This is a genomic window from Butyrivibrio sp. XPD2006, assembly GCF_000420865.1.
Classification (GTDB): Bacteria; Bacillota; Clostridia; order Lachnospirales; family Lachnospiraceae; genus Butyrivibrio.
This window is the reverse complement of record NZ_ATVT01000013.1, coordinates 25,791-42,408: the sequence shown is the minus strand read 5'-3', so window position 1 is coordinate 42,408 and position 16,618 is coordinate 25,791. Positions and strand designations below refer to the sequence as shown.

Genomic DNA, 16,618 nt, shown 5'->3' with positions numbered 1-16,618 from the left:
TTTCAATTTTCGCTAGAGTATTATTTTTGTATGAATAATTTAACGCTATTTCGCAGGCGCTTCATCCCTGATGAATGCGTCGAACTCAAGGATGATATTATTCTTAAACGTACCGATTCCATGATCGTGACAAAATGGCATGTCATCAAGGAACGGCGCGATTTTTCTGACGGCTATTCCTGCTTCTATCTGGATAGAGGTTACAGGATCAGCAAGTTCTTAAAGAGCAACGGAGATCTTCTGTTCTGGTACTTTGACATAGTTGACTACGACTTTGACTCCGACAATAACGCTCTTCACATCATTGATCTTCTGGCTGATGTAGTGGTATATCCAAACGGCAAGCTCAGGGTCGTTGACCTTGACGAGCTCTCTGAGGCTTTTGAAAAGCATCTCATCGATGAGACTCTTCTTAAAAAGAGCCTGCTCTCTCTGAACAGGCTCCTGAATGAAATCTATACAGATGGTATAGAGCCACTTGCGGCCCCTATTGAAGATCTTATTAAAGCCGAGGGCAGTGATCAGTAGAACACGTGCCCACCAATGTTGATTCCCGAAAGTCCCGGCACCGGCGTTCTGAAATAAACGCAGTTGCCTACATTCGAATAACCTTTCATAGCTTCGTCGGCAGCCTTGTAACAGTCTGCCGATGCTTTTCCATCTGCCAGCGCCAGCGCAAGTCTTCCGCTGGACGCAGGTGAAAACTGTTTGTTCTGATAAATAACTCCCACCACCGTATCCGGATAGACGGAAGATAATACTCTGTTGATAACCACCGCGCCAACTGCCAGTTTGCCGTCATACGGCTCTGACCCGGCCTCGCAGTATATCAGGTTCGCCAGAAGGTATCTGTCTCCCTCGGCAAAAGTAACTTCAGAAATATTCCTCCAGGTAGAGTTTCTGGCCAGTTTGGACATCCTCATCTCTTCAGCAAGCTTGGCTTCCAGTTTCTTGATGTCCGCCTCCTGAGCCTTGATCTGATCCTCCAGCGCCTGAGCCTTGGCCTCGGCATCGGAAATATCATTGGCATATTGCTTGATGGATCCGGAAGTCTGACTTACCAGGCCTGAGACTCTGCTCTGTTCAGCCTGTTCCTTAACCTTGTAATCCTCAAGCTGTTCTCTCTCTTCCTCGAGGACAGCTTCTTTTTCTTCTATGAGCTGCCTGGTCTCAACATATTCGTTAAACATCCTGCGGTCGTAAGCCGAAAGCTGTTCAATATAGTTGTTCTTGTTGAGGAAATCCGCAAAATTACTGGAACCAAAAACCATTCCCAGAAGCACGTTGTCCTGTTTCTCATACATAAACTGTATGCGCTTCTTCATGGAAGCATACTGATTCTCTTCTGTAACTCTTGCTGCTTCCAATTCAGCCAACGTATTCTCTATCTCGGTTTCCTTGTCTCCAATCTGCTCTTCCAAAGACTCAAGGTTGTTACTCACCTCGGTCAGCTGATTGTTAAGGTTGTTGAGCTGCCCCTGAAGTGAGGATTTTTCCTCATTCATCTCGGCAATATCATCCTTGGTATCATCAAGCTCACCCTGGGTCTGTTCCTTGGCTTTCTTGGCATCTTCAAGCTGCTGTTTGGTTGATTCTGTGGCATTTGCCACAACAGGCATGCTGACAAACAACATAACTGCTGCGCACAAAAGTGCTGCAGCTTTCAAAAGAGCTCCGAGTATGTAATTGTCTTTTGCAAAATAGCTCTTCACGTGTTCCATGGTGCGTTAAATTGTAATCTTGATGGCCCTTCCGCTTCTGGTGTACTGATAATACCTGACTCCCGCTGCGTCGAACATCTTCTTGGATGCCCTGGTAGAGGGTGTCTGACTGTATTTATCATCGTCATATACGACTGTTTTGATGCCGGACTGAATTATAGCCTTGGCACATTCATTACACGGGAAAAGAGATACGTATATCTTGGCGCCTACAAGACTACCGCCACGATAATTCAAAATGGCGTTGAGCTCGCTGTGAGTAACGTAAGGATACTTGGTACCCAGTTCATCATCACTTTCTCTCTCCCAGGGAAATTCCTCATCAGAACACCCCTTAGGAAAGCCGTTATATCCCATAGAAAGAATGTTGTTGTCCTCACTGACTATGCAGCTCCCAACCTGTGTGTTGGGATCCTTGGAACGCATTGCCGCCAGTTTGGCAACACCCATGAAATATTCATCCCAGGAAATGTAGTCTTCACGCTTCATATGTTCTCCCCCTCCATACTTGCATGCCAGATTGCGATACAGGATTGCTCCGCTGCGCTCTCGCAATCCTTACCTTTTACTTGGTTCCGAAAATTCTGTCTCCTGCATCTCCAAGTCCGGGAACAATGTATCCGTGCTCGTTAAGATGCTCATCAAGTGATCCAACGTAAATGTCTACATCAGGATGTGCTTCCTGCATAGCCTTAAGTCCCTCAGGAGCTGCGATGATGCACATGAAGTGAATATGCTTGCATCCTCTGTCCTTGAGCATCTGGATAGCTGCAACTGAAGATCCGCCTGTTGCCAGCATAGGGTCAACGACGAAAATCTCTCTCTCTGAAACATCTGCAGGCATCTTGCAATAATACTCAACAGGCTTAAGTGTCTCGGGATCTCTGTAAAGACCGATGTGACCAACCTTGGCTGTAGGAATAAGTGTAAGCATTCCGTCAACCATTCCAAGGCCTGCACGAAGGATCGGAACTACACAGAGCTTTCTGCCCTTAAGTTCTTTTACTGTTGTCTTGCATATAGGTGTCTCAACTTCAACATCCTGAAGCTTAAGATCTCTTGTAGCTTCATAGCAGATCAGCATAGCAATCTCACTGATAGTCTCTCTGAAGTCTCTTGTTCCTGTTGTTGTTCTTCTGATAAATCCAATTTTGTGCTGGATCAAAGGATGATCCATAATTACTACTTTGCTCATACGTATCCTCCTGATTTATATGTTATTTTTCTATCTTGGATATTCTTCTTGCGTGCTTCTCAAGCCCTGAAAAAGGAGTATCCAGGAAAACATCTACGATCTCATTGGCAAGGAGCTCACCTGTCATTCCGCCACCCATGGCAAGAACGTTGGCATCATTGTGCTCTCTTGTAAGTCTTGCTGTTGTTGTCTCGCTGCAAAGTGCGCATCTGATTCCGGGAACCTTGTTGGCTACAATTGAAATGCCGATACCTGTTGTGCAGATAACGATTCCTTTTTCACACTCGCCTGCTGCTACAGCCTCAGCCGCAGCTCTTCCAAAGTCAGGATAGTCGCAGGAATTCTTGTCATAGGTTCCGAAATCCTTAACTTCCATGCCTCTCTCAGCCAGGTGCTTTTTAACTGATTCCTTAAGATCAAATCCGCCGTGATCACTTGCAATTGCTATCATTTTTTACGCTCCTTCATCTATTATACTATATTTATTTCTATATCATAATTACGTGATGTCCGGCAGCCTTCAAAAGCCTGTTCATTATTGCCTGGCCGATTCCGCTGTCATCAAAAGACTCTGAGAACATAACATCAATATTCTCATCATCGAATTCTCTGAGCACCTTAAACAGCTCATGAGCGATGGAGGATTCATCCTCCCTGTTACCTACGCTCTTTATTACATCTGCGCTGTAAAGGTCTCTTGTGGCATCCGTTCCGATTATTCCTACTCTTTTGCCCTCTTCCATGGCCTCTTTTGCCCTGGCATTTATATAGTCCACTACATCCTTCTGGTTGCCCTGGATAATAGTAAGGCTTCCCTTGGGTGCATAATGTCTGTACTTCATTCCCGGAGCTTTGGGCTTCTGGGTGGAGGCTGCATCGATTATTGTCCTGTCAATTGTAACCTGTCCCAAAACCTCTTTTAACATATCCTGCGTAATGTAGCCCGGACGAAGTATCATGGGCTCTTCCGATGTCAGATCAACGATTGTGGATTCAAGTCCTATGCCAACCTGACCTCCGTCGATTATCATCTCAATCTTGCCCGAGAGGTCCTCCACGCAGTATCTTGCCAGCGTAGGGCTGGGGCGACCTGATGTATTGGCGCTGGGCGCAGCAATATATCCGCCTGACTGCCTTATGAGTTCAAGTGCGATCTCATTATTGGGCATACGGATCGCTACTGTATCAAGGCCTCCTGTTGTCTCGTGAGGTACCTTGTCGTTCTTGTTCATTATCATAGTGAGAGGTCCGGGCCAAAAAGCTTCAGCGAGTCTGTAGGCTGCCTCGGGGACCTCATCCACTATGGCCTCCACATCCTCCATGGATGCCACATGTACTATGAGTGGATTGTCCGAGGGGCGCCCCTTGGCTGCGTAAATCTTCTTGGAGGACTCAGGATTTAAAGCATCTCCTCCGAGTCCGTAAACAGTCTCAGTGGGGAAAGCCACCAGTCCACCCTCTCTTATTATGCTGCCGGCCTTTGTCAGTATCTCTTTTGCCGCAGCATCAATATTGTGTTCATCTATCTTAAAAAGCTCTGTGTTCATAATTCCTGTCAGCCACCTATATAATCAGCTATGAGGTCCCAGATTTCGGGAGATTCCATTCCCAGGCACCACTCTGCAATACCGGCGATATTATTAGCTCTCATGGAATCAATCTTCTGTCCGATGGAAGTCTCATCCTCCATCCAGATCTGAACGAGGGTTCCGCCATCTGTGTACTCACCATAGTTCTGACCTGCTTCAGCATTCCACTGCATATCAATGTTGTGATTTGCAATAAACTCTTTGGCAGTCTTCATTGAGACAGCCTCGCTGGAAACCTTGCCATCGGCTGTGCGCCATATTCTTGTATAGAACGGGACTGCATTTATTACCTTATTTGCAGGTACATCCTCTAAAGTCTTGATAATACCGTTCTCAACATAACCAAGAGAAGCAACGGATCCCGCTTCCTGAGAACCGCCGTAGTGCTCATCATAACCCATGATTATTACATAATCCGCAAAAATACCCTGTTCCTCAAGATTGTAATGCGAATTGAAATTCATAGGTACATAGTTGTCGACCGAAAATACAAGCCCGGCCTTTCTGCAGGCAATGGACAATTCTCTCATGAACTGTACAAAGGACTGTCCATCCTCTGAAGCCACCTGTTCAAAATCAAGGTTGATACCGTCAGCTCCGACAGCCAAAGTCTCTTCCACTGCCTTACTGATGATGGCAGCTCTGCTGGATGCATGGGAGAGGAACTCATGAGTTGATACTTCGCTTCCTCCTGTAAAATTATCAAGAAGAACCCATACATCAATACCTTTATTATGAGCAGTCTCGACATAAGAAGATCCCGCAAAACTTCTGACTGTTCCGTCGTTGTCTGTAACAGCCAGCCATGTAGGACAGATAACATTAAGGCTCTTGGCACCTGAGATCATATCTGTGATCGTATCATTGCCGCCCACTCCTCCGATGTTATGAAAACCAAGGTTGACCATACCGTCTTTGGAAATACCGGTGAATTCAGGTTCAACATAATCCTCAACCGGTATAGGACTCCTGGTAGTAATGTCCTTGAGTCTCTTATTCTCCACGTAACCTATGAAGGAATCAGCACTCTTTACCTTGGTCCAGTTCTCAAGTTCTTCGAGAACAACCACTTTGTCGCCCTTTTTAACCTCTTCAAGAATCTCACTCTTAACACCGCCTCTTAAGCGTATCTGGGTGTTCTTGGAGATTGTCGCAACCTGCTCATCCTCCCAGTTAGTGGTGAGCTGCATGTGGTTGGGGTTATCAAATCCTTCATAATAGAAGTTGGTATATTTCCTAACATATTCAAGAGCCACATAGAGTGTGTCACCCTCGAGGCGTGATATAGTATAACTCTCCTGCGCTCCGCCGCCCTCGGTATCAGACCAGGTGTCAGTACCGATGACATTTGTTATAACAGCAGTCGGTGTTGTGTAGAGAAGTGTTCCGTCTTCGATTCCGTAATAGAATCTGTCGTTGAGATATTTCTGCACTGATGCAAAATCCATGTAGTAGTATCCGTCAAAGAGCTTTGCATGCTCTTCAATACGTTCATTGCCCAAAATAATAGGCACGTCGTTTTCTCCCTCTACTCCGAAGTACGCTTCCAGATCGGCCTTTTCGGTACTGTAAGAATACTTCTTAAGAAACTCCTGCCCAACATAAATACCTGCAAAAATAAAAATAAGGACGATTATAATAATCGCCGGAATTACCTTTTTCTTCATATCCTAGCTCCTTTACAATCGCCCTATATTATAACAGACTATTAAGTTTACGTCATTAATGAAAGTACTCACGCTTTGTGAACAATCTGTATTAATTCGTACCTTGTGTGCATGGTGGGGTCCAGACTTGAAAGGTTGATTGTTATTATGGACTTTCATTTTGTCTAACTGATACCGGTTCTCCAAAAGGTCATAAATCGTGATAAATTCCTCAAATGGTCATTTCCAATAACAGTTTTTCATTGACATATTTTAATATTTAAAGGCACCCAACCACAAATCCTTCTGTCGTATATTTTGACTCGTACAAAATATGGTATAATTTAATTAAGAAAAATAGATTGTCGTTATATCTAAAATCGTTGTTTGGTCTTAGGGGAATCATAGTTGAAACTGCTAAGACATCTTACCTTGAGGTAAGACAATAGAAAGAATAGAAGTTCAAAATTTCCCTATCACGCCTCCTTCCCGGACTTAAGTCTTGGCGGAGCGCCTTACAAGAAACAATGATAACAGCCAAATCTTAAGATTTACCATCGAAATTTCTTAAGATTTGTTGTAGAATTCTTAAGATTTTATGTAGATAGAATGTTTTTAGCGGAAAATGACGATATATCTATTGACATAGTATATTTCAGCACTTAATATCTATGTATTCCAAAGTCAGGAGAGGAGGTATGCATCATGAAGATTGAAAAAGTCAATGATCACCAGATTAGATGTACACTTACCAGAGATGACCTTGCGAAGAGAGACCTCAAGATTACAGAGCTTGCATATGGAACGGACAAGGCTAAAGAGCTTTTCCAGGACATGATGCAGCAGGCAAATATAGAGTTTGGATTTGACGCTGAAGATACTCCTATTATGATCGAGGCTATTCCCATCAACTCAGAATGTATTGTACTTATCATTACCAAGGTAGAGGATCCGGATGAACTTGATACCAGGTTCTCCAATTTCGCTCCTTCCGTTCATGAAGAGGACGAGGATGACGAGTACGACGATGAGGAATACGATTACGATGAGGATGACGAGGACAGTGAAGAAGACGTAATGGGTCTTTTCAAGAGACTTCAGCACAGCAACATGAACGACTTCATGGATAGCCCATTCCAGAGTTCACAGTCAGACTCCAAAAAGGTCAAAGAGAAAACACAAGGCCCCAAGAAAAAAGGCCTTCCAAGCAGAAAGGGATCGAGAATCTTCTCATTCAACTCCCTTCACGAGGTTACTAAATTCGCAGCAATAGTTAATCGCAAGTTCTGTGGAGTAAATACTCTCTACAAGAACGAAGCCAAAGGTAAGTACTACCTGATACTTCATCAGGGTGATATCGATAATGCAGTATTTGCAAACATCTGCTCTCTTCTTACCGAATACGGTCAGACAGAGATCGGCAACACAGCAGATGAGCACTATTTAGCAGAGCATTACACTGTAGTTATCAAGGACAACGCAGTTCAGGCGCTTTCCAAAATTTAAAGAATGTTTTGAAACCCCACGGCCATAGGTTGTGGGGTTTTTCTTTGCACAAAAAAGGCTGCGAGGCAAAATGCCTCACAGCCTTTATCATTACTTATTCAAGCTTTCAGATGATCCAAAAGATCAATCCTTGCCGTAAAGTGCAACAAGCTTCTCGAGATAAGCTCTGTGCTCCTTAGCGTGCTCTGCAGCAGCAGCATTGAGCTTAGCAGCTCTCTCAGGATTCTTGAGCTTAAGTGAAAGGTATCTAACCTCACCGTCAAGGAAGCTCTGGAAGTCCTCTGTAGCAGGCTTAGAATCAAGAGTGAACTTGTTCTCTGCCTCAGGATTGAATCTGAACATATCCCAGTATCCTGTAGCTACAGCCTTCTTCTCCTCATCCATAACCTTGTTCATGCCGGCCTTAAGACCCTGGTTGATACAAGGAGCATAAGCGATGATAAGTGAAGGTCCCGGATAAGCCTCAGCCTCTTTGATTGCGTTGATGGTCTGCTGCATGTTAGCACCCATAGCGATCTGTGCTACATATACATAACCATAGCTCATAGCGATTGAAGCAAGATCCTTCTGCTTGATCTCTTTTCCGCCTGCAGCGAACTGTGCAACAGCACCTGTAGGTGTAGCCTTAGATGACTGTCCGCCTGTATTTGAGTAAACCTCAGTGTTTACAACGAGAACGTTTACATCCTTACCGGAAGCAAGTACGTGGTCGAGACCACCGAATCCGATATCGAATGCCCATCCGTCACCACCGAAGATCCACTGTGACTTCTTAGCTGCAAAGTCTTTATTCTTAAGAACGTACTTAGCTGCGTCTGAGTTGTCGCCTGCAAGAGCCTCAACAAGAGCATCTGTAGCAGCGAAGTTCTCAGCGCCGTTTGAGAATGTATCGAGCCACTTCTGAGCAGCATCCTTAGCAGCGCCGCCGGCAGCAACGATCTCCTCAACCTTCTCCTTGATTGCATCACGGAGAGCGTTCTGAGCAAGTACCATACCCATACCAAACTCAGCATTATCCTCGAACAGTGAGTTATCCCATGCAGGACCCTGTCCCTTAGCATTTACTGTGTAAGGTGTTGAAGGTGAAGAGTTACCCCAGATTGATGTACATCCTGTAGCGTTTGCAACGTACATTCTCTCACCAAAGAGCTGAGTAACAAGTTTAACGTAAGGTGTCTCACCACAACCAGCACATGCGCCTGAGAACTCAAGGAGAGGCTGCTTGAACTGTGAACCTCTGATTGATGTCTCTTTAAGCTTCTCAACAACTTCATCCTTAATAGGAAGAGTTACTGCATAATCGAAGTAAACCTGCTCGTCCTTGTTGTCTGCAATAGCACCCATCTTAAGGGTCTCACCCTGCTTGTTTCCAAGACATACATTTGCGCAAGATCCGCAACCTGTACAATCAAGAGCAGAGATAACAACTGAGAACTTGTATCCGGGAACGCCGTTAAGGTCCTTAGTCTCAAGTCCTGCAGGAGCCTTAGCAACTTCATCGTCTGTAAGAGCTACTGTACGAATTGCAGCGTGAGGACATACGAGTGAGCAGAAGCCACACTGTACGCACTTCTCAGGATTCCACTTAGGAACGTTAACTGCGATACCTCTCTTCTCGAATGCAGCTGATCCTGAAGGTGTATCACCGGCAACGTAAGGAAGAACCTCTGAAACCTTAAGAGTATTACCTTCCTGAGCGTTAACCTTAGACTGGATGTTGTTAACGAAGTCGATAACGTCTTTTCTTGATCCTTCTGCCTTCTTAAACTCAAGACCCTCATCCTGTGCGTTAGCCCATGACTCAGGAATCTCAACCTTGATAAGGTTCTTAGGATCTGCACCGGCATCGATAGCATCCCAGTTCTTCTTAACAACGTCTTCACCCTTACGGCCGTATGTCTTCTGAGCAGCGTCCTTCATGAACTTGATAGCGTCTGCTTCAGGAATGATCTTTGTGATGTTGAAGAATGCTGACTGAAGAATTGTGTTAATTCTTGTAGGTCCCATTCCAACCTCAACACCGATCTTAGAACCGTTCATGATGTAGAAGTTGATCTTGTGGTCATACATGAACTTCTTAACCTGTCCGGGGATCTCATCCTCAAGCTGATCTACTGTCCAAGGGCAGTTAAGAAGGAATGATCCTCCATCAACAAGCTCCTGAACCATGTTGAACTTGCGGATGTATGAAGGATTGTGGCAAGCTACGAAGTCTGCCTTCTTGATGAGGTAAGTTGACTTGATAGGCTTCTTACCAAATCTAAGGTGAGACATTGTAACACCGCCTGACTTCTTGGAGTCATAATCGAAGTATGCCTGAGCATACATATCTGTGTTATCACCGATGATCTTGATGGAGTTCTTGTTAGCACCAACAGTACCGTCAGCACCAAGACCCCAGAACTTGCAGTTTGTTGTTCCCTCAGGAGTTGTAACAAGAGGTGCACCTGCATCAAGTGAAAGATTTGTTACATCATCCTCGATACCGATTGTGAACTCTTCCTTAGTATCGTTGTTGAATACAGCAACGATCTGAGCAGGAGTTGTATCCTTGGAACCAAGGCCGTAACGTCCGCAGAATACAGGAACTGACTCGAACTTTGTTCCCTTAAGAGCTGCGATAACATCAAGAGCAAGAGGCTCACGGTATGAACCGGGCTCCTTTGTTCTGTCGAGAACTTCGATTCTCTTAACTGAATCAGGGATAGCATCAACAAGAGCCTTAGCTGAGAAAGGTCTGTAAAGTCTAACCTTTACAACACCAACCTTCTTGCCCTGCTTCTCAAGGTAATCGATTGTCTCTTCGATTGTATCGTTTACAGAACCCATAGCTACGATAACTACCTCTGCGTTAGGATCGCCGTAGTAGTTGAAGAGCTTGTAATCTGTACCAATCTTAGCATTAACCTTGTCCATGTACTTCTGAACAATTGCAGGAAGCTCGTTGTAACCTGTGTTGCAAGCTTCTCTTGTCTGGAAGAAGATATCAGGGTTCTGAGCTGAGCCCATCTGACATGGATGATTAGGATTGAGTGCGCCAGCCTTGAAAGCATCGATTGCTTCATGGTTAACCATCTCATCGAGATCCTTGTAATCCCAAACTTCAATCTTCTGAATCTCATGTGAAGTACGGAATCCATCAAAGAAGTTAATAAAAGGAATTCTGCCTTCGATTGCTGCGCAGTAAGCAACAGGTGTTAAGTCCATAACCTCCTGTACACTAGAATCGCAAAGCATAGCAGCACCAGTCTGGCGGCAAGCATATACGTCAGAGTGATCACCGAAGATGTTAAGTGCGTGAGAAGCTACGCAACGAGCTGATACGTTGAATACACCGGGAAGTCTCTCACCAGCTACCTTGTAGATATCAGGGATCATAAGAAGAAGTCCCTGAGAAGCTGTGTATGTAGATGTAAGAGCACCTACTACCAGTGATCCGTGTACAGCACCTGCTGCACCAGCCTCAGACTGCATCTCAGTAATCTGAACTGTACGGCCGAAAATGTTCTTCTTTCCGGCTGTTGCCCATTCATCTACATGCTCAGGCATAACAGATGATGGTGTGATTGGGTACATAGCGGCAACTTCAGTGAATGCATATGAAGCATATGCAGCAGCTTCGTTACCGTCCATGGTTTTCATGTTTCTTGCCATTTTAATTCCTCCTACCTTATTATATTGTGAGTTATTGGCTTTTTTTACACAATTGTCAGTATACGACAATAAGTGTAGTAAAAACTTGATTAGAATCAAAAACGCGCAAAAACACCGTCCACACCTTTTCCCTCCCATAGAAATTAGCTGTGTACGGATGAATCGCTCGTATTCTGCCGTCTTTCATAGTAACATTTTTGTAAAAGATTGTCAGCCAATTTATAATATTTTTATCAATTAATCTGATAAAACTTTTCGTTATTGTTATTGATTAATCACTTTTTCTATATTATGATAAATAAGTAACAAAGGTAGGTATGGCTAAGCCGCTTTGTTATGCTACACATTGGTAGTAACTTTTTATTTACGGAAGGAGAATTTATTATGGCATACGTTATTAGTGATGGTTGCATCAGCTGCGGATCATGCGCTGCTCAGTGCCCTGTTTCAGCTATTTCTCAGGGAGACACACAGTACGTTATCGATGCTGATACATGTATCGATTGCGGTTCTTGCGCAGCTCAGTGCCCTGTTTCAGCTATAAGCCAGGGTTAATCAAATTAAAAAACATGAGCCTTTCGGAATCTGCCGAAAGGCTCTTTTTTTATCTTCCTTTTTCAAGATTGGCGAACTTAGTGAACTGCGGAAGCCACATAAGCTCTACTGTTCCGATAGGGCCGTTTCTCTGCTTGGCGATAATGATATCCGCTACACCCTTCTTTTCAGTGTCTTTATTGTAATAGTCATCTCTGTAGATGAACATTACCATATCCGCATCCTGCTCGATGGCTCCGGACTCACGAAGGTCTGAAAGCATAGGTCTGTGATCCGGCCTCTGCTCAACCGCACGGGACAGCTGTGAAAGTGCAACTACCGGTACATTGAGCTCTCTGGCAAGAGCCTTGAGTGCACGGGAAATATCTGAAATCTCCTGCTGCCTCGACTCTGAACTTCTGCCGGTTCCACCTGTCATAAGCTGCAGGTAGTCGATCATGATGACCTGGAGACCAAACTCCATCTTGTACTTTCTGCACTTTGAGCGAAGCTCCTGTATCGAGATACCGGGAGTATCATCGATGATAAGTCTGCTCTTACCTATTACATCAGCACTCTCAATAAGGTTCTCCCAGTCCATATCTGACATGTTACCGGTACGGATGTGCTGAGAATCAACATGGGACTCCATGGACATAAGACGGTTTACCAGCTGCTCTTTACTCATCTCGAGAGAGAAGATGGCAACACATTTGTCATCATGGAAAGCCATATGCTCTGCGATATTAAGAACAAAGGCCGTCTTACCCATTGATGGTCTTGCTGCAATAAGTATAAGATCGGAAGGCTGAAAACCTGCCGTATCATAATCAAGATCTGTAAAGCCTGTGGCATGACCCGTTACGTTACCTGTGGTCTTGCTGGCTTTTTCTATTCTGTCCAGAGCGTTCATAACGATCTTGTCGATGGCCACAAACTCTCCGGTGTTCCTCTTCTGTGTAATCTGGAATACGCTCTTCTCGGCATCATTCAAAATGCCTTCCATGTCATCTGCGTTGTTGTAGCAGTTGTTGATGGTATCTTCGCTGACATGGATGAGCTTCCTGAGTGTGGATTTCTCAGCAACGATCTGGGCGTAATACTTGACATTGGCTGAAGTGGGAACGGCATCAACAAGGCTTGCAAGATACTCTGCACTGCTGACCTGAGCCGATACGTTCTTGTCCCTCAATCTGTCCTGAAGTGTTACCACATCCACGACTCTTCCGTCAGCCTCAATCTCTTCCATGGTCTGAAACAGTATTCCAAGCTGCTTATTGTAGAAATCATCTGCTGTGATTATCTCAGATGCTACGTGGATCGCTTCCCTGTCAAGAAGCATGGCTCCTACAACGGATTGCTCTGCCTCAAGGCTGTTTGGCGCCACTCTTTTGAGAATGGTTTCTTCCTGCATATTACTGTTCCTTTACCTGTACCTTCAGGATTGTTGTAACCTGTGGGTGAAGCTTAACGGGTATCTCATATGTGCCGAATGCCTTGATAGGTTCCGGCATCTGGAGTTTCTTTTTATCGATGTCAAATCCAAACTGCTGCTTAGCAGCTGTCACGATCTCTTTTGACGAAACAGATCCGAATACTCTTCCGCCTTCACCGGCCTTCATTGTGAGCTGAACAGTCTTTTCAGCAATCTTCTCGCCGTAAGCCTTAGCTTCGTCCAGCTGATTCTGTGCTACGATTGAATCTCTCTTCTGCTGGTTCTTGAGCTCATTCTTGGCTTTCTGTGTTGCTTCTACAGCCAGCTTCTTGGGGAGTAACATGTTCTTGGCATAACCGTCGCTTACCTTAACGATCTCTCCCTTCTTACCAAGTGTCTTAACATCTTCTAATAAAATAACCTGCATTATATTACAATTCTCCTTCTTCTATCATTTGATCAAGTGTCTTCTTAAGGGTGACAATAGCTTCGTTTACGGAAACGCCTTCCATCTGGCAGCCGGCGCTTGACATATGTCCGCCACCGCCAAGCTTCTCCATGATGACCTGTACATTAACTTCATCAATGGACCTTGCGCTGACATAAACCTGATTCTGGTAATCGGTACATACAAAGCTTGCCCTTACTCCCTTAATATTCAGGAGCTCATTGGCAGCCTGTGCACCAACGATGGTAGGACTTGAAATATCCTCATTGGTGAGAACCGATATTGCGAATCTGTTCTTGTAGATCTCTGCCTGGCTGACTGCATCGGCTTTAGCCTTGTACTCGCTGGCATCTTCTCTGAACAGTTTTCTTACTCTTGTGACATCTGCTCCGTTTCTGCGGAGGAATGCAGCTGCCTCAAAGGTTCTGACACCGGTCTTGTTCATGAAGTTGTTGGTGTCTACCATGATTCCGGAGTAGAGACTGTCAGCCTCTTCAGCATGAATCTTGACGTTGTCGCCGATGTACTGCAGAATCTCCGATACCATCTCACAAGCAGATGAAGCATAGGGCTCAACATATGAAAGTGTTGCATTCTCTATAACCTCTGTACCCTGTCTGTGGTGATCCAGCACAACTATGGTCTTGCAGAATCTTAAGAGCTCAGGGCACTCGGTAATGCTGGGCTTATTAACATCCACAACTACCAGAACCGTGTTGTTTCCTGCCACATCAATGGCCTGCTGGTTCGATATTATCATGTCATCTTCGTACTCGGGATTGGACTTGAACAGGTCAACCAAAGGCTGCATGGAAGTTGTGACATCGTTGAGCACGATGTGGCACTTCTTGTCCAGGGTCTTGGCGATTCGGTAAATACCCACCGAAGAACCAAAACTGTCTACGTCTCCGATCCTATGTCCCATTACAATGACATTGTCTTTTCCTGAAATGATCTCTCGAAGGGCGTGGGCCTTGACTCTGGCCTTGACCCTTGTACTCTTCTCAATCTGCTGGCTCTTACCGCCGTAGTAGGAGATAGTGTCTGCACTCTTAACAACCGCCTGATCTCCGCCTCGTCCGAGAGCTACATCTATGGCATTTCTTGCAAACTCATAATTCTGCGCATAGGAAAGTCCGTTGAGTCCGATACCTATACTCAGGGTAACTGCCATCTCGTTACCGATGTTAACTGTCTTAACATCCTCAAGGATATCAAATCGCTGTTCTCTCAAAAGTTCACATGACTTCTTGGGCATAACAACGAAGTACTTGTCTTTTTCAATCTTCTTGGTAATACCGTTGCAGGAAGCAATGTACTTGTTGATCTTCCTGTCTATAAGAGCTGTCAAAAGAGATCTTCTTACTTCCTCTACGCTGTCCAGAGCCTCTTCGTAGTTATCAAGATAAATAAGTCCTGCTGCCAGTGACTGATTATCAACTTCCTGAATAGCAAGCTTAAGTGCTGTCTCATCAAAGAGATACACAGCAATAAGGCTTCCGTCATACCCTTCCGCATCGATGATGTCGCTGTTAGTCGCCATCTCTTTTAGCGAGATTCTCTTGAGCTTCATGGTGTAATTGCTGTTCTCGTAATCTATTTCATAGGAAAGTTCTTCATAACCTTCCGGGAACTTATCAACAGTAATACTCGGGAAAAGAGATGAAATGGACTTCCTGTATCCCCTCTCCTGATGAACGATTTTCTCGAATGCGGAATTGGTCCAGACAACCTTGCCGGTATCATCCAGTACTGCATGTGCCAGGTCAAGTTCTCTCAGGAGCTTCTTCTGGATCTGACCGTACTCGGTAGCAAAGCTCACAAGCTCATTCATAATGATGGGCTTGCTGTAGAAATGCATATATAAAACCGCTATGAAATAAAGTCCTGTGAAAATAAGAAGAATCAGGCCGGCAGTGAAATTGACGGTAAATATCGCCAGATTAACAAACGCCAGCAGAATTCCCAGATATGTAAAGACACGAAAATAAGATTTGAGTCTCCCCTTTAATTTAACTCTGTTCTTAACAGCCATATTTCCAGTCCTCTTCCCCCAACACATTGGACATCAGATGCAAAATTACCACTAATATAGTATAGCATAAAATCCTCGGAATGATTATATCAGAATTGGGTTAACATAAAGATAGGAAGGACTCTCGTCCTTCCTACTGTTTATAAGTGATTCAGTTATTGTCTTATTAGTCGTCGATATCGAAATCTACGATCTGTCCGTTTGCTACTGCGATGTCGTAGTTGTACTCGTAGAAGCCCTGATGGAACTCAACTTCCCAGATTTCCATTCCGTCATCGTAATCTTTTCTTACATTTGAGAACATTATGTCGTTCTTGGTAAGTCCTGCATGATTAAGTGCGATCTGAAGTGCCTGATCCTTGGTTACCGCGCCTGTGGTTGCTGCCGGTGCCTGAGGTGCTGCGGGAGCTGCTGCCTGAGGAGCTGCTGCCTTAGGTGTTACAGGAACTGCTGCAGGAGCTGTTGCCTTAGGTGTTACAGGAACTGCTGCAGGAGCTGTTGCCATATAATTTACTTCGCAATCCTGGTCAAAAGAGATTATTGCTCCTGTTAATGCATCTATATCGTAGTCATATTCCATGTTTCCTGCATAGAATTCAACTTCATATTTTGTTCTGCCATCATCCATTTCCATTCCTTCTTTTACGAAGGTAACCTGGTTGGCGTTAAGACCTGCGTTTGTGAGTGCGATCTGCTTAGCCTGCTCAAGTGTAATGTTTCCTGCTGCAAATGATGCGATTGGCATTGCTGTGATTGCTAACATTGCTGATGTGATGATAGTTGCTGCTGATGTGATAATATTCTTCTTCATAATGTATTCTCCTTCTCTTCTTCACTTCCCTTTCGGGAAGGCTC

14 protein-coding genes are annotated in these 16,618 nt (G+C 44.6%); 3 read left to right on the top strand and 11 right to left on the bottom strand.

The features are described from left to right. Positions 1-30 precede the first annotated feature (30 nt). Positions 31-528 (top strand): DUF402 domain-containing protein, encoded by a 498-nt coding sequence (locus G590_RS0113900; RefSeq protein ID WP_022766269.1) that lies wholly within the window; start codon positions 31-33, stop codon positions 526-528. On the opposite strand, the gene G590_RS0113895 is transcribed toward G590_RS0113900, so the two are convergent. The 6 genes from G590_RS0113895 to G590_RS0113870 form a co-directional block, all read right to left on the bottom strand. Further along, complete coding sequence (locus tag G590_RS0113895; protein ID WP_022766268.1) at positions 522-1,721, bottom strand: cell wall hydrolase; 1,200 nt, start codon at positions 1,719-1,721, stop codon at positions 522-524. The genes G590_RS0113900 and G590_RS0113895 overlap by 7 nt on opposite strands. Before the next feature lie 6 nt (positions 1,722-1,727). Further along, a complete protein-coding gene (locus tag G590_RS0113890; RefSeq protein ID WP_022766267.1) occupies positions 1,728-2,210 on the bottom strand; it encodes a deoxycytidylate deaminase in 483 nt (160 codons plus the stop codon). 76 nt (positions 2,211-2,286) lie between these two features. After that, positions 2,287-2,916, bottom strand: coding sequence for a uracil phosphoribosyltransferase (upp, locus tag G590_RS0113885; RefSeq protein WP_022766266.1), 630 nt, complete (start codon positions 2,914-2,916; stop codon positions 2,287-2,289). A gap of 22 nt (positions 2,917-2,938) precedes the next feature. Beyond that, on the bottom strand, positions 2,939-3,367 hold the full coding sequence (rpiB, locus tag G590_RS0113880; RefSeq protein ID WP_022766265.1) for a ribose 5-phosphate isomerase B: 429 nt from the start codon (positions 3,365-3,367) through the stop codon (positions 2,939-2,941). 37 nt (positions 3,368-3,404) lie between these two features. After that, a complete protein-coding gene (locus G590_RS0113875) occupies positions 3,405-4,463 on the bottom strand; it encodes an L-threonylcarbamoyladenylate synthase (RefSeq protein WP_022766264.1) in 1,059 nt (352 codons plus the stop codon). Between the two features lie 8 nt (positions 4,464-4,471). Further along, complete coding sequence (locus tag G590_RS0113870) at positions 4,472-6,172, bottom strand: glycosyl hydrolase family 18 protein (protein WP_022766263.1); 1,701 nt, start codon at positions 6,170-6,172, stop codon at positions 4,472-4,474. Positions 6,173-6,856: 684 nt separating this feature from the next. On the opposite strand from G590_RS0113870, the gene G590_RS0113865 reads away from it, so the two are divergent. Continuing rightward, positions 6,857-7,657, top strand: a complete 801-nt coding sequence (locus G590_RS0113865; RefSeq protein WP_022766262.1) for an adaptor protein MecA — start codon at positions 6,857-6,859, stop codon at positions 7,655-7,657. 123 nt (positions 7,658-7,780) lie between these two features. Here the strand turns inward: G590_RS0113865 and nifJ are convergent, their stop codons facing one another. Beyond that, positions 7,781-11,311, bottom strand: coding sequence for a pyruvate:ferredoxin (flavodoxin) oxidoreductase (gene nifJ / locus G590_RS0113860; protein WP_022766261.1), 3,531 nt, complete (start codon positions 11,309-11,311; stop codon positions 7,781-7,783). Between the two features lie 384 nt (positions 11,312-11,695). Between nifJ and G590_RS0113855 the strand changes: the two genes are divergently transcribed. Beyond that, the gene (locus tag G590_RS0113855) at positions 11,696-11,866 is read left to right on the top strand and encodes a DUF362 domain-containing protein (RefSeq protein ID WP_022766260.1); all 171 of its coding nucleotides are present in this window, start codon (positions 11,696-11,698) and stop codon (positions 11,864-11,866) included. Between the two features lie 49 nt (positions 11,867-11,915). Here the strand turns inward: G590_RS0113855 and dnaB are convergent, their stop codons facing one another. The 4 genes from dnaB to G590_RS19650 form a co-directional block, all read right to left on the bottom strand. Next, on the bottom strand, positions 11,916-13,259 hold the full coding sequence (dnaB, locus tag G590_RS0113850; protein WP_022766259.1) for a replicative DNA helicase: 1,344 nt from the start codon (positions 13,257-13,259) through the stop codon (positions 11,916-11,918). Position 13,260: 1 nt separating this feature from the next. Then, entirely contained in the window at positions 13,261-13,707 is a 447-nt protein-coding gene (gene rplI / locus G590_RS0113845; RefSeq protein ID WP_022766258.1) for a 50S ribosomal protein L9, read from the bottom strand. Positions 13,708-13,711: 4 nt separating this feature from the next. Then, positions 13,712-15,763, bottom strand: a complete 2,052-nt coding sequence (locus G590_RS0113840) for a DHH family phosphoesterase (protein ID WP_022766257.1) — start codon at positions 15,761-15,763, stop codon at positions 13,712-13,714. A gap of 166 nt (positions 15,764-15,929) precedes the next feature. Continuing rightward, a complete protein-coding gene (locus G590_RS19650; RefSeq protein WP_022766256.1) occupies positions 15,930-16,574 on the bottom strand; it encodes a PepSY domain-containing protein in 645 nt (214 codons plus the stop codon). Positions 16,575-16,618 lie beyond the last annotated feature (44 nt).

Excerpts from the sequence above, each read along its gene's own strand:
- G590_RS0113900 (WP_022766269.1), top strand. The coding sequence starts at position 31 with ATGAATAATTTAACGCTATTTCGCAGGCGCTTCATCCCTGATGAATGC.
- G590_RS0113895 (WP_022766268.1), bottom strand. The coding sequence starts at position 1,721 with ATGGAACACGTGAAGAGCTATTTTGCAAAAGACAATTACATACTCGGA.
- G590_RS0113890 (WP_022766267.1), bottom strand. The coding sequence starts at position 2,210 with ATGAAGCGTGAAGACTACATTTCCTGGGATGAATATTTCATGGGTGTT.
- upp (WP_022766266.1), bottom strand. The coding sequence starts at position 2,916 with ATGAGCAAAGTAGTAATTATGGATCATCCTTTGATCCAGCACAAAATT.
- rpiB (WP_022766265.1), bottom strand. The coding sequence starts at position 3,367 with ATGATAGCAATTGCAAGTGATCACGGCGGATTTGATCTTAAGGAATCA.
- G590_RS0113875 (WP_022766264.1), bottom strand. The coding sequence starts at position 4,463 with ATGAACACAGAGCTTTTTAAGATAGATGAACACAATATTGATGCTGCG.
- G590_RS0113870 (WP_022766263.1), bottom strand. The coding sequence starts at position 6,172 with ATGAAGAAAAAGGTAATTCCGGCGATTATTATAATCGTCCTTATTTTT.
- G590_RS0113865 (WP_022766262.1), top strand. The coding sequence starts at position 6,857 with ATGAAGATTGAAAAAGTCAATGATCACCAGATTAGATGTACACTTACC.
- nifJ (WP_022766261.1), bottom strand. The coding sequence starts at position 11,311 with ATGGCAAGAAACATGAAAACCATGGACGGTAACGAAGCTGCTGCATAT.
- G590_RS0113855 (WP_022766260.1), top strand. The coding sequence starts at position 11,696 with ATGGCATACGTTATTAGTGATGGTTGCATCAGCTGCGGATCATGCGCT.
- dnaB (WP_022766259.1), bottom strand. The coding sequence starts at position 13,259 with ATGCAGGAAGAAACCATTCTCAAAAGAGTGGCGCCAAACAGCCTTGAG.
- rplI (WP_022766258.1), bottom strand. The coding sequence starts at position 13,707 with ATGCAGGTTATTTTATTAGAAGATGTTAAGACACTTGGTAAGAAGGGA.
- G590_RS0113840 (WP_022766257.1), bottom strand. The coding sequence starts at position 15,763 with ATGGCTGTTAAGAACAGAGTTAAATTAAAGGGGAGACTCAAATCTTAT.
- G590_RS19650 (WP_022766256.1), bottom strand. The coding sequence starts at position 16,574 with ATGAAGAAGAATATTATCACATCAGCAGCAACTATCATCACATCAGCA.